This window comes from Pontibacter fetidus (genome assembly GCF_010119545.1).
Lineage (GTDB): Bacteria > Bacteroidota > Bacteroidia > Cytophagales > Hymenobacteraceae > Pontibacter > Pontibacter fetidus.
Window position 1 is genome coordinate 84713 of the sequence record NZ_JAAEAA010000002.1, and the last position, 22068, is coordinate 106780.

3 protein-coding genes are annotated in these 22068 nt (G+C 46.5%); 2 read left to right on the forward strand and 1 reads right to left on the reverse strand.

The window, feature by feature from the left end; all coding sequences use genetic code 11:
* Positions 1-64 precede the first annotated feature (64 nt).
* A complete protein-coding gene (locus GWO68_RS01585) occupies positions 65-7345 on the reverse strand; it encodes an Ig-like domain-containing protein (RefSeq protein ID WP_162344655.1) in 7281 nt (2426 codons plus the stop codon).
* Positions 7346-8167: 822 nt separating this feature from the next.
* Here GWO68_RS01585 and GWO68_RS01590 point away from each other — a divergent pair.
* Complete coding sequence (locus GWO68_RS01590) at positions 8168-10741, forward strand: M14 metallopeptidase family protein (RefSeq protein ID WP_162344656.1); 2574 nt, start codon at positions 8168-8170, stop codon at positions 10739-10741.
* A gap of 465 nt (positions 10742-11206) precedes the next feature.
* Positions 11207-22063, forward strand: coding sequence for an Ig-like domain-containing protein (locus GWO68_RS01595; RefSeq protein WP_162344657.1), 10857 nt, complete (start codon positions 11207-11209; stop codon positions 22061-22063).
* The last annotated feature ends 5 nt before the right edge of the window (positions 22064-22068 follow it).

The window sequence follows — 22068 nt, forward strand, 5'->3', positions numbered from 1 at the left end:
GAATAAAAAAAAGACGGGCAAAATACCCGTCTCTTTCTGCTTTAAACCCTAATAGTTTATCTTATTATCTTTTCAATAATTTCGTGTTAAATGTCTGGCCGTTCAGGCGTGTAGTGATGATGTAAACGCCCGGTGCCAGGTTCTCACCCAGGTCAAGTGTGGCAGTGCTTTGTCCTTTCGCTACCGCTATTGCTTTTACCAGCAGCTGCTTGCCCATCATGTTGGTCAGGGTTACTTCCATCACACCATCTTTCTCAGCATCTACATCCAGCTTCACTTCCCTCTCGAAAGGATTAGGGTACACCAGCACCTTGTTGCTTACCTCCCCGAAGGTTACCATCTGCGGACCATAGTAGGCGAACTCACCATTTGTATCTAGCTGTTTCAATCTATAGTAGCGTGTGCCGTACTTACCGTTTTCCTTATCCACAAACTCGTAAGTCTGTTTGATAGAAGAACTTCCGTTTTTGCTTGGCACAAACTGTAACTGCTTGTACGTTTTACCATCCTGCGATACATGCACTTCAAATCCCTCGTTGTCGCGCTCCGATGCAGTTGCCCACTTCAATACCACTTCCTTATTATTCTTCTCTGCCTTAAAGTACAGCAGCTCTACTGGGAGTGGAATTATAGGTCTTTCTGTAAAGAACTCGGTAAAGGAGTAGCAAGCCTCGGCAGGTGTTGTAACTACAGCTCTTACCTCAAATGGCTCATCGGTTGCAGGTGTCATGGTATAGGTATTTTGCATTCCGGATGCTACCGACGTTCCCCACGAAGTTGACCCTGCACTTCTAACATACCATGTGATCAGTCTTACATCAGAGCTAATAATATCAGTTACAAGTGTGAAAGTTACCGGCTCGTTTATTTTAATAGGATCTTTATCTGCTGTTACTTCACCAGTAGCTACTTTTATTGGTGTTACAGTTACTGTTCCGGTTCCAGATGCACTAGCGCAATTTTTACTATCTGTTACAACTACAGCGTAATTACCAGCTACAGAAGTCTGGAAGCTTGCAACGTTCCCCGGATTAGTTACTCCATTTGGCACTGTCCAGGCGTAGTTGAAAGGACCTGCACCCGTTGCTGTAGCAGCAACCATAACTGCCGTGCCCTGGCACGTTGTAGGGCTATTAACCGTAACTGTTGGCAGTGGGTTTACAGTAACTGTACTTGTGGCTACCGCACTGCTTGCGCATGATTTGCTGTCTGTAACTCTAACAGTATAGGTACCGCCAACAGTTGTTGAGAAACTTGCAACGTTTCCAGGGTTAGTTGCGCCACTCGGTACGGTCCAGGTATAGCTGTAAGGTCCTGTTCCGCCTGCTGGCACAGCTGTTATAGTTGCGTTTTGACCGGCACAAACCGTTGGGCTGTTTACAGTTACGGTTGGTAGTGGATTAATAACAACTGCAACGCTTCCTGTCATAGGTTGTGGGCAGGCAGCAACTGGCGGTGTACTTGTTGTGCTGCTTATAGTGGTTGCAATTACTGTATAAGTTCCGGCAGCTGTTTTGTTACCGAAGTTTAGTGCAGCACCTGTACCTGATACTGGAGTACCGCTTGCTACATTATTTATCAGTAGCTGGTATCTAACTCCGATCTGTGATCCGCTTAAACCTACTGGCACACCCACAGCACCTGCCACATTGCAATAAGGGCCGCCACCAGTTACTGTAAAAGCAGTAGGTAATGGTGTGATGTAAACATTTACGGTTCCGAACGTTTCGCAGGCACTGCCACTCGTTGTTGTTGGCTGCACAGTATATGCCCCTGCAACAGTCTGGTTTCCGAAGCTTATAGCTCTGCCAGTGCCTGCAACAGGAGACCCTACCGGGCTTCCATTATGGAGCAGTTGGTATGAAACTCCTTGCTGAGAGCCTGCCAGACCTACTGGAACACCTGCACCTCCTGCGCAATAAGCACCGCCACCTGTCATAGCTTGTGGTATAACCACATTTATAGTAACGTTGTTAGACCTGTTATTATCAGCACATTTCTTGATCGTCTGGTTTTTCTCAATATCTGTTATAAATCGCAGGTAAACCTGATCGCCGTTTTCAAAGCCGCCTTCACCGCCAGTTGTAGTCAGTGAATAAGTGTATACACCTGGTGTAAAAGGCTGGCTGCCTAACACCACATCTCCCCTGGAGCGCACAAAGTCAACAGTTGTGTTAGCCGTAGCCCAATCAAATGCAGTGTTAAGTTCTGCTGTTAATGTTACGGAACCGTTTTTACATATTGGATTTGGTACAGCAGTTAAAGTTGCTGAGTAGCCAGGCAATTCTGCACTATACATCCTGTTTGATTGCAGTGTAGGCAACACTGTACCACATTGTGACATATTTACATACACGTGGTAATAATCCTGTGATGAAAGTCCGGCGTCAGTAGTATAATATAAGTCGTTTTTACGTTCTACTTCATGGTTCTTGCCCCACTGGTACGTTTCACCATTGCCTCTTACAACTATTTTTGATTCCAAGCCTTCTTTTACTATAGGCTGGAAGAACCTGTATGCCATGTTTTGAACAGCTAATGGCGTATTAGGAGGGAATGGGTATGCCAGGTTTGGTGCTGGTAAACTTGATGCACCTGTTGGAACAGGAGATCCATTAGCGTAAACCGGCTGGCCATTTTCATCCACTAAGTACGGATAAATAACATCTCCAGGCTCCAGATCTCTATAGATAGTAGTAGTATAAGTAACCTTTACACCTCTACAGAAAGGATGCGGATTTGCTATAACTACAGCTCTGTATGTAGATTTCTTAACTCTTACGGTCTTACTAATTACAGTAGAGCACTGGTTTGCCCCAGAACCTGATGTGCGGGTATATGTTATTGTTACAGTTTTCTCAGTGTCAGAGCCGAGTGCAGTACAAGGATTAAAAGTGGTACCACTTACACCAGGGCCGGAAAAAGTACCTCCAGTTGGATTACCTTGTAGTGTTATATTCCCTTGTCCGGAATAAACATCTAAAAAAGCTCCGTTTCCATCACTATCACTGTCAGTACCAAGAGAGAAACCACTAATAACCGGATTTGGATTAACTGTTACTGACACTGAAGAGCTTGTACTGGAACAGCTACCGCCACTAACTATCCTTCTGTAGTAGGTTATACTTTGTGAAGTCACATTTTGTACTGCAGGAGTATAGGTAGCGCTGTTGCCATTAGTTGCAATATTGGTCCAACTGGTATTATTACTGCTACTCTGCCATTGATAAGAATATGGAGTGGCTCCCCCTGAAAGTGAAGTACCTGACGATTGGCCAAGTGGGGCTATAGTTGCACCTGAACAAACTGTTTGGGTACCAGATATTGAGTTTCCAGCTATAATCGGATTAACTGTAACCTGAACTGCGGTAGACATTACACTTGTACAAGAGTTGCTATTTGTAGCCTGTACTGAGTAACTACCTGATGTAGTAGCAGAGTAAGTTGCTCCCGTACTTACCTGAGTATTATTTCTAAACCAGGTAAAGCTTGTTCCTGTATCAGAATTACCTGTTAGTAAAACAGCTTCTCCTTGACAAACCGTTGTCGGTCCTCCAGCAGTTATTGATGCAGTTGGAAGCGGGTTAACTGTTACTTGCTTTGTGGTTACGTTAGCGCAATTGTTACCATCCGAATAGGTATATTCAATTGTATAAGTACCTGCAACTAAGGTCGAAGGGTTAAAAGTAGATGCATTGTTAGTAACTACTCCACCTGTACTATTCAGAATCCGGAAAGTACCACCAGTATTGTTGCCTTGTAAAACTATATTTGGTTCAGATTTACAGTAAGCAGCCTTTGATGGTTCAATTATGTTTACAACCGGCAATGCATTTATAGTAACAGTTTTGGTTGCAGTATTGATACATGTATTACCATCTGTATAGCTATACTCTATAGTATAAGTACCTGCCGCCAGTGCTCCAGGGTTAAGCTGCGTTGCATTCGCATCTATAACGGTAGCGCCTTTCAAAATCCTGAAAGTACCGTTAGCAGGCGAACCAGCTAAAGGAATAGCATCTGCAGATTTACAGTAAGCATTCTGAAGTTGCGTATCTATAGTCACAACAGGAAGCTCATTAACTATTACTGAAACGGGTTTTGAAGTTACTTCGCAACCGTTATCGCTTATAACTTTTACTGTATAAGTACCTGGCTCCGATACAATTATAGTTCTGCTTGTAACATTATTACTCCACAAATAATTACCTGTTCCTGGATTTGCTGTCAATAAAACAGATTCTCCTTTACATATAGAAATTGTTCCTTCTGCTGCTATAGGTCTGTTTGCAGTAATAGTAGCGTTTGGACTAGGTATTATATTGAGCACGACAACACTCTTTGCTTGTGTACAAGATGTGGTAGTATTTGTTGAAGTTAATATAATCTGAGCGCTAAGTGCTCCGCCCATTGTATGATCTATCCTTACCTTTGATGTAGTTATTCCTGTTCCGGGATCTGTCGTTGATTCTAACTCATATAACTTGAAATCGCCTTTATCTGAATACCACTTATGTGTACCTCCTGAATAGGTACCTTCCAAGAAAATAGATGTCACACCATCTTGATCGTAACAAACATTTTGATTCCCTCCTTTTATTTCAGCAGTCGGTTGTGGCAATACGGTTACTGCAACTGGATCAGAAATTTTAGTGCATTTTTGTACATCTGGAGTTGACTCTTCAGTGTTACTAACTAGCACTCTATAAAAACCGGGCGTAGTTGCAATATAGCTGCTTGCTTCCTCCCCTCCAATATCAGTGAAATCGTTTTCATTGCCAGTTGTACTTACCTGCCACTGGTACTTGTAAGGTTCTGATGTAGGAGATTGATTTGCGCTAAACTTAACCGAACCACCTTCGCAAAAAGTAGTAGCACCTGTTATACTTACAATAGCTTTGGTAGGGACATTTGCAACCTGAACAGCAACTGTTTCAGATGTTTGAATACAGCCTTTGTCAGATGTAATTCTAACATAATAGTTACCTGTTGTTGTGGCACTATAAACGTGTGGGCCTTCTGTTGAGGCAGCAACTGCGGTACTACTTCCATTGCTGTTAAGACGAAACCATTGATATGAAAAATTTGGTTTGCTAACGGCCACAAGATCTACGTAGTTTTCCGGGCAAAACACCGAAGGTCCTCTTAAAGTAATGTCAGCATCAGGTAGCTGATTAACAGTTACAGTAACAGTTTTTGCTACTGACTGGCAACCATCTGTAGTTCCGATAACAGTATAAGTAGTGGTTTGAGTAGGATTGGCGATTACGCTCGCACCTGTAGTTGCACTTAGTCCTGTAGCCGGGGACCAACTATAGCTATCTGCTCCGGTTGCATTTAATGTAGCGCTGCTACCAAAACAGATTTCCAGATCATTAGTTAAGCTAATGGTTGGCTGTTGCTTAACTGTTACAGCTTTTGTAGTTGTATTGGTACAGGACTTTCCATCGGTGTAAGTGTATTCTATAATATAATTACCTGCGCCTAAAGCCGAAGGATCGAAGCTGGCACCAGATGCTACTTCATTACCGCTTTGCAAAACTCTAAAGGAACCTCCTGAAGGGGAACCTGTCAGAGGCACAGCTGTATCAGACGAACAGTATTCTGCATTTAAAGCTCCAATACTAACTATAGGAAGCGGATTAACAACTATAGTTATTGTTTTGGCTTCGGATTCGCACCCATTTGTAGTACCAATAGCGGTATATGTTGTAGTTGCGGTAGGTGAAACTGTAATACTTGCACCTGTTGTTCCAGTTGTTACTCCATTACCTGACCACACATAACTATCGGCACCACTTGCAGTTAAAGTTGCACTTCCGCCTACACATATTTCTGGTGCTATTGCAACTATAGAAACTACCGGCTTGGGTTTAACATCTACCACAAAGCTTGCTGAGCTTATTTTACTACAAGCATTTGCTGCATTTAAGTTAAGCGTTACGTTTCCTGATGCAGTAGCAGCAAACCCGATTGTTACAGTTCGGGTGCCTTGTCCTGCTGTAATAGTACCTACACTAGCCGGAACCGACCAATTATAATTTGTATAGCCTGATGGGGCTGTATAAGTAGCACTCGAACCTGCACAGAGTTGTGCTGTTCCACTTATAGCATTAGCTGCCAGATTTTCATACACTGTAAAAGTAGTCGGACTAGAGACAACATCTATTTGACCAGCAGCTTTATTAACAACACGGATACTATAAATACCAGCTGTGGCAAATATAGTATTATCAATAGCGACTACCATTTGGGTTTTGGCAGCATTTATACTAGCGGGATCAAGCTCTGCAACAGCACCGCCGGGTTTTGTGATTCGTACCTTAGCTCCCTGGGCAAACTCAGTTCCTGTAATAGTAAGGCTAAATCCTGCATCACCAACCGAACTACATGTTTGTGAAAGGGATACTATAGTTGGCGTTTTATTGGTAATATTAAAAGGAGAGCTAGTAGTTGTTAGTGTTCCGCTTGTTGCAGTTAAAGTATAACCTTGACCAGCATTATCAATACTTAAACCAGCAAATGTAGCTACGCCATTAATAGCACTAATAGTTTTAGTGCCAGACAAGGTCCCATTACTACCTGAAGGATTGTTAGCTATCGCTAAAGTAACTAAAGCATTGCTTCCTGTTCCAGTTATAATGGTATTGCCGAACTGGTCTTTAACAACTATAGATGGTGAGGGTGAGATTACTGTACCTGTTGACGTGCTTATTGGTTGTTGAAAAAAAGCAATTGTACGAGGCGCTCCATTAACCTGTGATAAGGATTTACTAAGAGTTTGTGGAAAACCCGCTACCTGTGCTCCTGTACCATCATTAATAATAATACTTCCTGTGCTGGGTAACACCCCACCGTTGATAGCCTGTACCTCAACTCCTTTTATAGTTACTCTATCTCTCTGATTTATCTTATCAGCAGTAAAAGGTATTGTTATTATTGAAGCTGAATAACTTATTTCAGTATTATTAATTGTTACATTAGTATTAGTATTTCCATTACCACCTATACCATTCTGAACTATAGTAGTAACTCCCGATGTCTTAAATCTCCAACCTGTTGGAGCAGTAAGGGTTATACTCCCGGTACCTGCTGCAAAATCGCCATCCATATCCTCATTGATAACAATGTCACCAAATGCAGTATAACCAGGCGTCGAAAGTGTAGCGTTAGCTGCTAAATCTGCCGAAACAGGAAATATACTTCCTCCTGAAACTGTAACGGTTTGTACGTCGGCCCTAAGATAAACAGCCGACATGATGAGCAGTAGAAGTGTAGCAGTCGCAAATGTGAATTGCTTGGCTTTGCTGACTTCAGAAATTAATTGAGTAAAACTTCTTTTCATACGATAATAACATTTGGGATTAAAGCTATGGGCAGGACGTTTCAGGTCCTGGTGGTTAGTTTGTGTAAGCGGCGCGTGAACGATGGAGTAGGCAATAAAAGGACAGGCCACCTTAAAAAGGCAGCTTCACATATAGCAATCATTATATTTAACTGCTATTTAAAGTCTATAAAAAGATGCGGATTGGGAGGTTGAAAGGAAGAGTTCTCATATTCTTCCTTAATGCCACCATGGTTTTGTACTTTCAACATAAAACGTGGAGTTAACACGATTTTCGGCTAAAACAAATACTAAATATTGTTACTTTAGTACAGATATACGCATTAAGTTATTAGCATAGTACAGGGATTATTACTTAAAGTTACATTATTATTATACTTTTTTTATCCACTATTTAACTATACCATAATTCGGTACAATTATTATTGAACTATATTTAATTATTTAAATATTCCGTTATTAGTATAATTCACAAGCACCTCTTAAAGCTTTGCACCAGCCAAAAACTATAGTTTAAGAAGGGTAAAAAGGAACCAGGCAGAATTAAAGCTAAAATACTATTCCGGCAATGGCATCAAACGGCAGGACGTTTGAGTATAAAATAAGCTTCAGAATTTCGGGAAGGGAATGTATGGGTTATGCTTGTATTTGGTTTGCAGGTAAACTATAGTGTACAATTTTAAATCAGCTTATATTTTATCAATGCTGCATTACCTTACCTTCCTGCTTTATACTAATGTGCTCAGTTACATTTGCAAAAAGCTATATAAAAAGGCAACTTGCAGTAACTAACTACTTTACCTCACCCTTTATACTTTACCAATGAAAAAACTGTACGCACTTGCTGTTACAGCACTTTTAATGAGTTGCCAGTGGGCGCAGGCACAGGCTACGCTCTCTTATTACCTACCCAAAGATGTTACCTATAACAAAAGTATTCCAACACCGCAACAGGTACTTGGCTACGAAGTAGGCGAATGGCACGTAAGCCACGACCAACTGGTAGCGTATATGCGTTACATGGACCAGGTATCGGACAGGATAACCATAGCGGAGTATGGCCGCAGCCACGAAAACCGCCCGTTATACCTGCTAACAATAACACATCCCGATAACCATAAAAACATTGAACAGCTAAAGGCTCAGCATAAGCAACTGACCGACCCGGCAAACTCTGGTAAGCTGGATATTAAAAGCATGCCGGCTGTAGTTTGGATGGGTTATAGCGTGCACGGCAACGAACCAAGCGGAAGCAATGCGGCCTTACTTGCCGTTTACCATTTAGCCGCTGCACAAGGCCCTGAAATTGACAAACTGCTAAAAGAAACTATAGTTCTGATTGACCCATCCATTAACCCGGATGGCCTGAACCGCTTTGCCAGCTGGGTAAATACCAACCGTGGCAAAAACCTGGTTACCGACCCCAACAGCTCTGAGTTTAGCGAAACATGGCCACGTGCCCGAACCAACCATTACTGGTTCGACCTCAACCGCGACTGGTTACCGTTACAACACCCGGAGTCGCGCGGCAGGCTGGCAAAGTTCCATGAGTGGAAACCAAACCTACTCACAGACCACCACGAAATGGGCACCAACGCTACGTTCTTTTTTCAGCCGGGCATACCGAGCCGCAATCACCCGCTATCTCCTGAAAACGCCTTTAAACTAACCCAGAAAATAGGCAATTACCACGCAAAGGCACTGGATAAAATTGGCTCGCTATACTATACCGAAGAGAGCTACGACGACTTTTACTATGGCAAGGGCTCTACGTACCCGGATGTGAATGGCGCAGTAGGTATTTTGTTTGAACAGGCAAGTTCGCGCGGCCACGCCCAGGAAAGTATAAATGGTGTACTAACGTTTCCGTTTACCATCCGCAACCAGTTTGTAACCACGCTCTCGTCACTGGAAGCAGCCAACGCCATGCGCGAAGAGTTACTGGCCCATCAGCGCGATTTCTACAAACAGTCGCTGAATGAGTCTAAAAAAGTAGCGACCAAAGCCTATATTTTTGGTTCTGAAAAAGATCCTGCCCGCGCCTATCATCTGGCTGAAATTATCCGGCAGCACCAGATCGAGATCTACAAACCGAAAGAAACTATAAAAGCAGGCAACACCAACTATAGCCCTGAAAGTGCCTACATCGTACCCCTGGAGCAGCCGCAGTATAAACTGATAGAGGCCATGTTTGAAAAGCGCACCACGTTCAAAGACAGCCTTTTCTACGACATCTCTGCCTGGACCTTTCCGTTGGCTTTTGACCTGGAGTACACCGCGCTGAGTGGCAAAAACTATAAGCTAACCCAGCTCGGCGAAAAAGTTACCAACCCACAGCTACCAACTGGCAAAGTAACCGGCGGCCAAAGTTCGTACGCCTATGCTTTTGAGTGGAAAGATTATTACGCACCACGTGTACTTAATACGCTGTTTAACCACGGCATACAGGCCAAAGTAGCTACCGACACGTTTAGCGGAAACGGCAAAAGCTTTGGCTACGGAACTATAGTTATACCTGTGGCAGGTCAGCCGGTTTCTGGAGCTGAGCTATATAAATTACTGGATGAAGCAGCTAAAGCTAACGGTATAGAGGTACATGCCATGCAAACAGGTCTTTCTTCAGCAGGTATAAAACTGGGTAGCCCGATGATGCTGAACCTGCGCAAGCCAACTATAGCACTGCTTACCGGCGATGGCGTAAACAGCAACGACGCCGGCGAAGCCTGGCACCTGCTCGATAACCGCTTCGATATAAAGACCAGCCTCATAACAACAGACAACTTTAACCGCATAAACCTAAGCCGTTACAATGTTTTAGTGATGGCCGATGGAAATTACAACAGCCTGTCAAAAGATAAACTCAGAGCATGGGTGCAGCAGGGCAATACGGTTATAGGCATGGGCGACGCCATTAAATGGCTGGCAGAAAACGGTCTCAGCACTATCAGCTTTAAGCAAGCCGAAAATGAAAAAGCAACAGCCCGTAAAGCCTATGCCAGCCTAGACAGCGAATCAGGGGCGCAAGTTATTGGCGGCGCTATTTTCGAAACGACTTTAGACCTGACGCACCCGCTGGCTTATGGCTATACAGATAAACAGTTACCGATCTTCCGTAGCAACACCCTGTTTTTGGAGCCATCTAAAAACCCCTATGCCAACCCGGTTATGTATACTGCTAACCCGTTGATGGCTGGTTATATCTCCAAACAAAACCTGCAGCAGGTAAAAAATTCGGCAGCCGTAGCCGTTACGGCCATTGGTTCAGGTAAAGTAATCGCTATGCCAGATAACCCAAATTTTAGGGCATTCTGGTATGGCACCAACAAACTGTTCCTGAACAGTATCTTCTTCGGGCAAATCATTAGTTCCGGTTCGGCAAGGGCCGACGAAGAATAACCTGTAACATAGCATCCATAAAAAAAGCCCGAACTATAGTCCGGGCTTTTTTTATGGATGTACTTTTCAGCTCCTTCCTTATTCCAAATATTCATATTACAATTCACCAGCCAGTCTTCAGCTTATAACACAATTCCCACAACTCACCGATAGGTATAACACAGTATTTAAAAAGTTACAATTACTATTGCTACCATTTTTTCCTTTTTATTAGCAAATTAATATATTATAGTTATGTTATTTATTAATTATCAATGCAATAGAGATAAAAAAATAAGCTTTACAGAAACTATATTTTATTATTATTGCTTAAGAATCCAGCTCTGATTTTCTGAAAATTATACTAATTAAGTTATTGATACATCAAACATGACAAATGTTTACAACATCAATAATCTATACTTGTATTATGCAATTTTCAGCAAAATTATCTGGTTTATAGTACCACAGAAATACTAACTGCTTATGAGAATACTTTTACCCCTGTTGCTTACTTTCTTGTTATTAGGGTTTGCACCAACAGCTGCATTTTCGCAATGCCAGCCGCCTACTGTTACCTTGCCTGCAGATATTGGTTACTGTGGTCCGAGGACTATAGCTTTTACTACCACTAACGCGGCTCATACACCGGTATATTCCAACGACGGTGGTACCCTCACTTATTCCTGGAAATTGAACGGGACCGTGGTGGCAACATCAGCCTACCCAAGTATAAACTTCCCGACGCCGGGCACACATAAAGTAACTATAACGGTTACCAAAAGGTGTGGCAAGTTTGATGTGGAGATAGCCGAAGACACCCAGCTTATTACAATAGAAGCCATACCTGATGCACCCGACGTGGAAAGTATGGCAGTTTGTACGGGCAGCAATGCTACGCTGTGGGTAAATAACGCAGATCCTAACCTACTCTATAAATGGTATAACAAAAACACAGGCGCTTTGCTGGTATGGGGCACATCCTACACCATGAACAATGCCAGCTATATGCAGGTTGAAGTGGAGGCCTTAACAGCCAGCGGCTGTACTTCTGCCCGAACCACAGCCACTATAACCACCTCGCTAACCAACGGCAACGCAACCGTACTAAACGGCAACCAGGAAATATGCGCCGGCACCAGACCTGCAACTATAACAGGTAACGCCCCACAGAACATGACCTTCCAGTGGTTACAAAGTACTACTGGTTCTGGTTCTGGCTACAGCCCTATTGCCTCAGCTACCGATAAAAGCTATTCTCCTCCCCCACTTTACCAAACTACCTGGTACAAAAGAGTTGCATACAACGGCGGTTGCGGCGAAGAAACCAACCCGGTAAAAGTAACAGTAACCCCTATCCCCGCAACACCTATAGTTTCTGACAGGCTGGTATGTTACGGCGAGCGCGCCATGTTTACAGTAGCTAACAATGATGGCAACACCATCTACAACTGGTACGCCACGGCAACAAGCACTACAATGCTGGGCACTGGCCCTACTTTTATCACTCCTCAAGCCGTAACTGGTCCGGTATCTTATTATGTAGAGGCTACAACTACTGCACAAACACAGTGTTATAGCACCATACGTGTCGAAGTTAAAGCCAACTCTACTCCTCAGATCACAAACAACAGCATTACGGCTAACCAGGCCATGTGTACGGGTGGCAAACCAGAACCCCTGATCGGTACAATGCCAACCGGTGGTGGCGGAGGTTACATTTACCAGTGGCAGCAAAGCACCGATGGCGGCAATACCTTTATTGATGTACAGGGCGCCAATGCCAAAGATTTTGCACCAGCTTCCCTTAAAGTTACTACCTGGTTCAGGCGCAAGGTAAAAGCAGCCAGCACTTGCCCCGAAACGATAAGCAATGCTATAGTTGTTACTGTTACCCCAATGCCGGCAACTATAGATATTGATGAGCCAATGATCTGTTACGGTTCATCGGCCTCCATTATAGTTACCAACCCGGAGCCTGACTTTACTTACCGCTGGTACGATGTAGCCGAAGGAGGAACGTTACTCGCTACCGGCACCACATTTACAACTACCCCGCTCACATCAAACAAAACGTATTATGTAGAGGCTACTTCTGATGCTGGCTGCTATAGTGTACGCCGCTCCGTAGATGTTACCGTAACCCCGTTACCTCCCAAACCTACTGCCGCTAACGTTACCATTTGCGAGGGCAGTGGTGCCACTCTTGCCGTAGATCCAACAGATGCTTCTATCTTCTACCGCTGGTACAACAGCAACAATAACCTTCTGGCAACTGGTAACAATTACGTTACGGCTCCGCTAACTATAAACACTACTTATTATGTAGAAGCTGTTACCAAGGCATCGCCGGGTTGCGCCAGCCCTAAAGTAGCCGTTGAAGTTATAGTTACCCCAAAAATTGCCAATAACGCCATTTCTGCTGATCAGGTGCTTTGCAGTGGTAGCACACCGGCAGCTTTGCAGGGCACCGTACCAACCGGCGGTGGGGGTGGCTATACTTACCAATGGGAGTATAGTGTAGATGGAAGCTTGTTTTACACAATAACCGGTGCTACAGGCATGCATTACGCTCCGGGCTCCTTAACTGCCACCACCTGGTACCGCCGCAAAGTAACAGCTTCCGGCAGTTGCCCTACAAGCATCAGTAATCTTGTTAAAATAGTTGTAAACCCATTACCGGGCACCCCTTTAGCTGATAACGTAGCTATTTGCACCGGCACAGCAGCCGCCCTTTCTGTTAACAGCCCTGATGCAAACTATACTTATAAATGGTATGCAACGGCAACAGGTGGCGCAGCTATAGCAACAGGTACCACCTTTAATACAGGTGTTTTAACTTCGGGCAAAGTATATTATGTAGAGGCAATTTCTGCAACGGGATGTATAAGCTCGTCACGCAGGATGGTAACAGTAAGCGTAAAACCACTGCCTGCCACTCCAGCCGCCGACGATGCTGCCATCTGTGCCGGAAGTATAGCTACTTTATCAGTACTGGCTCCGGACGTGAACCTGGTTTACCGCTGGTACGACAGTGATACCGGAGGCACCCTGTTAGCAACCGGCACAAACTATACGACAGAGCCCCTTACCGAAACCACCATCTTTTATGTAGAGGCATCAACAGCGGAAGGCTGTACCAGCAACGACAGAAAAGCAGTTTATGTAAACGTAACGCCACTACCAGCTATCCCTGATGTAGATAATACGACTATCTGCTCCGGCGATGCTGCTGTATTGTTTGTAAAGAACCCAGACCCTACAGCAACTTATAACTGGTATTTGGGTGGTTCACTGCTGGCATCGGGTGTTACGTTTACTACCGACATCCTGGCGTACAGCACTACGTTCCATGTGGAAGCAGTTTCAAACACAGCTACCGCTTGTACCAGCCCTGCGCGCCGTGCAGCTATAGTTACCGTTACGCCAAACATTGATAACAACAGCATCAGCAGCGCCCAGACCATTTGCAGCGGCGGCACGCCATATACACTTACAGGCACACAACCTACAGGCGGTAGTGGTGCTTATGTATACCAATGGGAACGCAGCGAAGACGGAAGCAACTTTACAAGTATAGCCGGCGCTGTCAACTCAACCTATAGCCCGGGCACGTTAACGATCAGCACGTGGTTCAGAAGGAAAGTAAGAGCGGCATCCGGCTCGTGTCCGGAACATGTGAGCAACGCTGTAAAAGTTACTGTTTCGCCGCTGCCAACTACACCACTCGCCCAAAACAGCACCGTTTGCTACGGCGAAAGAGCACAGTTAAGTATAACATCTCCGGATGCCTCTTTAACCTATAAATGGTATACCACAGCGTCAGGGGGCAGCCCGGTAGGTGTAGGCCCGACTTTAACTACCGAATCGCTTACCGCTACCACAACTTACTATGTAGATGCAACCAACACAACCGGCTGCGTAAGCAACCGCAGAGCCATAACAGCCACCGTAAGAGCATTACCGGAAATGCCACAGGCTGCAGATAAAACTATCTGTGCCGGACGTAATGCTACCTTATCTGTTTCTAACCCGGACCCTACCCTGGTGTACCGCTGGTTTAATACAAGCGGCGACCTGTTGGCAACCGGTACTACCTATACTACAGCTAATCTGTCAGCAACGGCAACATATTATATAGAGGCTTCTACTGTTACAAGCCCTGTTTGTACAAGTGCCCGCAAAGCAGTTGTGGTATCGGTCAGCCCGATGCCAACAATGCCTGCTGCTGAGGATGTTGCGATCTGTACCGGTGGTTCTGCCCAGCTTTCAGTAATTTCTCCGGATGTATCGCTGACTTACAAGTGGTATACTTCTGCCACAGGCGGAACGGCAATAGGTACAGGTACAACCTACACTACTGGCTCTTTAACATCGGCAAGCACGTATTACCTGGAGGCTGTTACGGCTGCAGGTTGCGTAAGCTCCCGCTCGCAGGTTAATGTTACGGTTACGCCGCTGCCCGCTACGCCAACTGCCGATAACGTTGCGATCTGTGCTGGTGCACCGGCTACCTTAACTGTAAAAGATCCGTCAGCTAACCTGTCTTACAGATGGTACACAGCGGCAACCGGCGGAACGTTACTGGCTACAGGTAATACCTATGCGATTGGTTCGGTAGCTGCAACTACAACTTTTTATATTGAAGCTGTAACAACTGGTGGCTGTGCCAGCACGTCGCGCGGTACTGTTACAGTACAGGTTACGCCACTACCGGCAACACCAAATGCAGATAACGCTACCGTATGTGCCGGCAACAGCACTACGCTGTGGGTGAAGAACCCGGAGCCCGGACTGATTTATCGCTGGTACGAAGGAGGTACACAGGTTGCAACCGGTATCTCTTACACTACTGCCGTACTTAACTATAGCGCTACATACCAACTCGAGGCCGTAACAAACAACAGTACTGCCTGTGTTAGCGCCTCCCGAAGAACAGTGAGCGTTACCGTTACACCGGCCATCACTAACAACATCATCTCTGATAACCAAACCATTTGCAGCGGCAGCACACCGGCGCCTTTCACAGGCACGTTGCCTGCAGGCGATGGCAGCGACTTTTCATATCAGTGGGAACGAAGCGAGGATGGTGTAAACTTCTCCGTTATTGCAAACGCCATTGGACAGTCGTATGCGGCAGGCACCCTGAATACCACTACCTGGTTCAGAAGAAGGGTAAAAGCCAACAACAATTGCCCGGAGCACATAAGCAATGTAATTAAGGTAACTATAAATGCACTACCTGCCACACCGCAAGCCGATAACACCACCACCTGCGAAGGCAGTACTACTACGTTAAGTGTAAAAAATCCGGATTCTGGTTATACCTACCGCTGGTATACGGTAGCTTCTGGGGGAACTATACTTGCTGTTGGCAACACCATTACCACTCCTGCTGTTAATGCCACTACCACTTACTATGTAGAGGCCTCCAATGCATCAGGTTGTCTGAGTCCACGCAAAGCCGTTACCGTTACAGTTACCCCATTACCAACAGCTCCAACTGTTGCAGATCGCAGCATCTGTATGAATGAGCAGGCTATACTTGCTGTAACTAACCCAAGCGCAAACCTTACTTACCGCTGGTACGATAACAGCGGCACTTTAGTAGGCTCCGGTCCATCGTACACTACAAATGCCCTTACCGATAACAAAGTGTTTTATGTAGAGTCTGCTACCATTGCTACGCCATCTTGTGTAAGCAACCGCAGCACCGTTATAGTTAATGTAACACCGCTGCCGGCAACACCTCAGGCCAACGATGCTACTGTATGTTCTGGTAGCGCTGCAGATCTAACTATAAAAGATGTAGACCCTAACCTGACCTACAAATGGTACGGAACAGCTGCAGGCGGCACACCGCTGCACACCGGATCAACTTACAGAACGACTACGCTTACCTCTAACAGAACTTATTACATAGAGGCAGTAAATGCGGCAGGTTGTAGCAGCCAGGAACGCAAGGCAGTTGCTGTAACAGTGGTTCCTATACCAGCCGTACCGGCAGTAGCAAATGCTACCATTTGTGCAGGCACAGGCACAACGCTTTCTGTTGCTTCGCCGGATGCATCGCTGACCTACCGCTGGTACGACACCAGTGGCAACCTGCTGGCTTCCGGTTCATTCTTTAACACAGGCATCCTGAACAAAACCACTACTTATGCGGTAGAGGCCGCAGCTCTTGCTACTTCAGGTTGTGCCAGCTCACGCAAAAACGTAACGGTAACTGTTACGCCACTACCAGCGGCACCTGAAGTAAACCAGCCAACGGTTTGTGCCGGCACTACCGCTACCTTGTTCGTAAACAACCCGGTACCTTCGGTAGACTATAGATGGTATGATGAGAACGAGGCACTGATTACTTCTGGCACATCTTATACTACTGAAGCACTAACTGAAAGCACTATTTACTATGTAGAGGCGGTAACCAGCAACGGATGCGCCAGCCTGACCAAACAAGTAGTATCCGTTACAGTAGTGCAGCCGGTTAGCAATAACATTATAGGCTCCGACCAGACTATATGCAGCGGCAGCATGCCAGCCACGCTCACAGGGTCGTTACCAAATGGAAGCGGCAACTATAGTTACCAATGGGAACGCAGTGAAGACGGCATCAACTTTACAGCCATCAGCAATGCCACTACCCAGAACTATACGCCAGGTGCGCTTAACATTACCACCTGGTTCCGCAGAGAAGTAAAAACAACGGGCCCTTGTGCCGAGCATAGCAGTAACACGATCCGGATCACGATCACCCCGATCCCATCTACGGCTGTTGCTGATAATGCCACTATCTGCGAAGGAAGCACTGCTACCCTGACCGTAAAGGATGTAACCCCAGGTTATACGTACCGCTGGTATACTACCCCTGTGGGCGGCGGCGCCATTGTGTCGGGCTCCTCTTTTACAACAGGCGCGCTCGAAACCACTACTACTTTTTACGTGGAAGCCGTGAATGCCACAGGTTGCAGCAGCGCCAGAAGAACGGTAACGGTAACGGTAATGCCGCAGCCGGAAGCGCCCTCAGCATCGGATGTAGCGATCTGTGCCGGTGAGCAGGCAACCCTGGCCATAGAAAATGTAAATGCAAGCCTTACTTATCGCTGGTTTGATGGCAACGGTACCTTACTGGCGACTGGCACCACCTATACTACTGCCGTACTCAATAGCAACAGCACCTACTATGTAGAGGCTGTAACATCGGGCACGCCAAGTTGCGTAAGTGGTCGCACGTCGGTGGCTGTTAATGTAGCTACACGCCCTGCCACTCCGCTTGCCGATGATGCAAGTGTGTGTGCCGGTACTGCTGCCCAGCTTTCGGTTAAGAGCGTGATACCGGGTATAACTTATAAGTGGTATACAGTAGCAACAGGCGGCACCCCGGTATTTATCGGTTCAAACTACACGACGGCTGCCCTTACGTCTGACAGAACATATTATGTAGAGGCCGCTACAGCATCGGGCTGCACCAGTGTAAACCGCGAAGCTGTAGTTGTAAAAGTTATACAGCAGCCGGCCATGCCTGTTGTAGCCGACAGAACCGTATGCGCCGGCAGTACTGTAGTGCTTAGCGTAACCAACCCCGATGCCAACCTGATGTACCGCTGGTATGACCAGAGTGGTGCGGCACTTGCTACCGGCACTACCTATACTTCACGGGCACTTACAGCCAGCACACTATATTATGTAGAGGCAGTTACTACAACTTCTCCGGGTTGCACCAGCGCCCGCGAAACAGTAAATGTAACCGTAACGCCACTACCTGCCACTCCGGTTGCGGATAATGCTACGATTTGTGCAGGTGCCACAGCAACGTTGTATGTAAAGAATGCGACGCCGGCTGTAGTTTATAAGTGGTACGATGATACAGAAACCCTGCTGTTTACCGGAACTACGTTTACAACACCTACCCTTACTGCTGACGCCATTTACTATGTAGAGGCAAGCTCTGGGGCAGGCTGCGTAAACCAGGCCCGCACCGTAGTAACCGTGTATGTAACGCAGCCGATCACGAACAATAACATTGCTACTGACCAGACTATCTGCAGTGGCGATGTACCGGTTAAGTTAACAGGCACACAGGCCATGGGCGGCGGCGGCAACATCACTTACCAGTGGGAAAGCAGCGAAGACGGCATCAACTTTAACCTGATTGTGAATGCAACCGGCAAAGATTACCAGCCGGAGGCACTGCATGTAACAACCTGGTTCAGAAGAAGAGCTACCATCCCGGACGGACTATGCCCGGACCAAGTAAGTAACATCATCAAAGTAAGAGCGATACCATTACCTTCTACTCCGGTTGCTTCCAACATTACGATCTGTGCAGGCGCAAAAGCTATACTTTCTGTTTCTCCGGAGAATGGCTATACGTACCGCTGGTTTAGTGTAGCCAGCGGCGGCACAAGCCTGGCAACAGGTACGATGTTCTCTGTAGAAGGCCTGCAGTCAGAAACCAGGTACTATGTAGAGGCTGTAAACGGTAATGGCTGTATTAGTCCGCGTAAGCAGGTAACGGTATTTGTAACACCACTACCGGCCACACCGCAGGCAAACGACCAGCTTATTTGCGCAGGAGGCAAAGCAACTCTGTTTGTAACAGACCCGGATGTGAAACTGAACTACAGATGGCTGGACAGCAACGGCAACCCGGTAGCAAATGGCTCTTCATTCACAACCGGTAACCTGACCCAGAATACCATTTATTATTTAGAAGCTTACACAACCACCACACAAGCCTGCACCAGCCAGCGCAAAGCAGTAACTGTTAACGTACAGCAGCTGCCAGGTACACCTGAAGTAGACAATGCTATAGTTTGTGCAGGAACCGGTACCACCTTAACTGTGAAGCAGGCCAACACCGGCTATACTTACAAGTGGTATAGTGTTGCGACAGGCGGCGTGCCACTAGCTACAGGTCAATCGTTTGAGACCGGTGCCCTTACCTCGGACAGAACCTACTTTGTGGAAGCAGTAAACAGCTCGGCATGTACCAGCAGCCGCACACCGGTGAAGGTGACTGTTACACCACAACCAGCTACACCACTGGCCAACAATGCCTTTATATGTGCCGGCGAAACTGTAACCCTTGCTGTAATCAACCCGGACATGACCTTAAACTATAGATGGTATGACGGAGCAGGCAAGTTACTGGCAACTGGCAATACACATGCTGTAAGTGGTCTGAAAGCAAGCACAACGTACTATGTAGAGGCTATATCCGGAAACGGTTGTGTGAGCCCTGCCCGCAAAGCAGTTGTAGTAAGCGTAGCGCAGTTACCGGCCACCCCGGTTGTGAGCAACGCCTCCAGCTGTTCCGGCGAAACAGTCACGTTGTTTGTAAAGAACCCTGACCCGGCCCTGCAATACAGATGGTACGAAGATGCTACAGGCACAATCCTGCTTGGCTCCGGTGTTTCTTATACATCAGCCAATGCCCTTTACACCAGCAGGTCTTACTTTGTAGAGGCAGTAAATACGGCTGGCTGCAGCAGTGCTACCAAAGCGCAGGCCGATGTGCTGGTTACAACCAAGCCAGGTACGCCTGTGGTGCAGGATGCTACGATATGCAGTGGCGGTACCGCGACCTTAACTATAGTTCAGCCGGATGCAGCACTTGTGTACAAATGGTTTGATGCGAACGGAACATTGCTACGCATAGGCACCACGTACACCACCGTACCGCTGTCTTCTAAAGCAACGTTCTATGTTACGGCCTATACTTCTTCGGGCCCTGCGTGTGCAGGCCCAAGCGAAGCGGTAACTGTTAACATCATGACCTCGCTTGCCAATAACACGGTTACCGGTAACCAGACCATTTGCAGTGGCGCCAACCCATCTACGCTGTCGGGTTCATTACCTACAGGTGGTGGCAATACGACGCTGTCATACCAGTGGGAACGCAGCCAGGATGGTATAAACTTCGTGAGTATAGTTGGCGCCTATGCGCAGGATTATGCACCGGAAGCCCTTACTGCCGATACCTGGTTCAGAAGAGTAGTGAAAGCGGCAGGACCATGCAGCGAAAGTATAAGCAACGCCGTGAAGGTTTCTGTTACGCCACTTCCTGCTACCCCACTTGCCGACGATGTTACGGTTTGTGCCGGAAGTTCTGCTTCGCTGAGTATCAAAAATCCATCGACAGGAGCTTCTAATATAACTTACCGCTGGTACTATACTGCTTCTGGTGGCACAGCTATCGGCACAGGTATAAGCTTTACAACGCAGCCACTTTATGCCAATTCAACTTATTATGTAGAGGCAGTAAATTCAACAGGTTGTGTAAGCAGCGCCCGTCGTGCTATCACCATCACGGTAATAAAACAGATTACTGATAATACTGTAAGCTCGGCTCAAACCATTTGCAGTGGAGGCACACCAGTTACCATAACAGGTTCTGTGGCCTTCCAGGGAGCGGACCCTTATAGTTACCAGTGGCAGCAAAGTACCGACGGTATCAACTATACCAACATATCGGGGGCGACCGGTCAGCATTATATACCTACACAGGCACTTACCAGAAATACTTGGTACAGACGTGTGGTACGCTCTGCAGGCCCATGTGGCGACCATACCAGCAATGCCGTGAAGATGGAAGTAGTGCCGTTACCGGTAGCGCCAACTATAGCTTCGGTTTCTGTGTGCCCGGGCAGCAGCGCTACCTTACAGGCTACCAACCTGGCACCAGGCACCCGCCTAGAGTGGTACGATTCACCGCAGGGAGGAACTTACTTAGGCGAAGGAACCACCTTTACGACATCGCCATACACTACCACATCTTACTGGGTACAGGCCCTTAACAGCACCAGCTGTGAAAGCCCGACCCGCAAAGAAGTGAAGATCATTGTGGTAGATCCGCAGGTACGTGTGAGTGGCGATGTAACCATTATGCAGGGCAAAGCTACGAAGCTGGTGGCCAGCGGCGGCGCAACCTATAGTTGGTCTCCGGCTACGGGCCTGTCAGATGCAACTATAGCAACCCCGATCGCGAAGCCGGAAGTAACCACCACTTATACAGTAACCATGACGACGGCTGAAGGCTGTACGTCATCCGCAACTATAACTGTAAATGTGGTGCCAGCTATTGTACCGATGAATGCCATGACGCCTAACGGAGATGGTATAAATGATGTGTTTTATGTGGAGAACCTGGATAAGTACCCGGATTGCAGAGTAGAGATCTTTACTAGATGGGGCGAGAAGGTTTTCGAAAGCAAAGGCTACACCGAACCATGGAACGGTACCCGCAACGGCAAACCAATGCCACTGGGTGCTTACTACTACATCATTTACCTGTCGCGAGACGAAGCACCAATTTCAGGAAGTATAACAATTATTAAGTAATGCCA

Coding starts and splice junctions, on each gene's coding strand:
- GWO68_RS01585 (WP_162344655.1), bottom strand. CDS start 7,345: ATGAAAAGAAGTTTTACTCAATTAATTTCTGAAGTCAGCAAAGCCAAG.
- GWO68_RS01590 (WP_162344656.1), top strand. CDS start 8,168: ATGAAAAAACTGTACGCACTTGCTGTTACAGCACTTTTAATGAGTTGC.
- GWO68_RS01595 (WP_162344657.1), top strand. CDS start 11,207: ATGAGAATACTTTTACCCCTGTTGCTTACTTTCTTGTTATTAGGGTTT.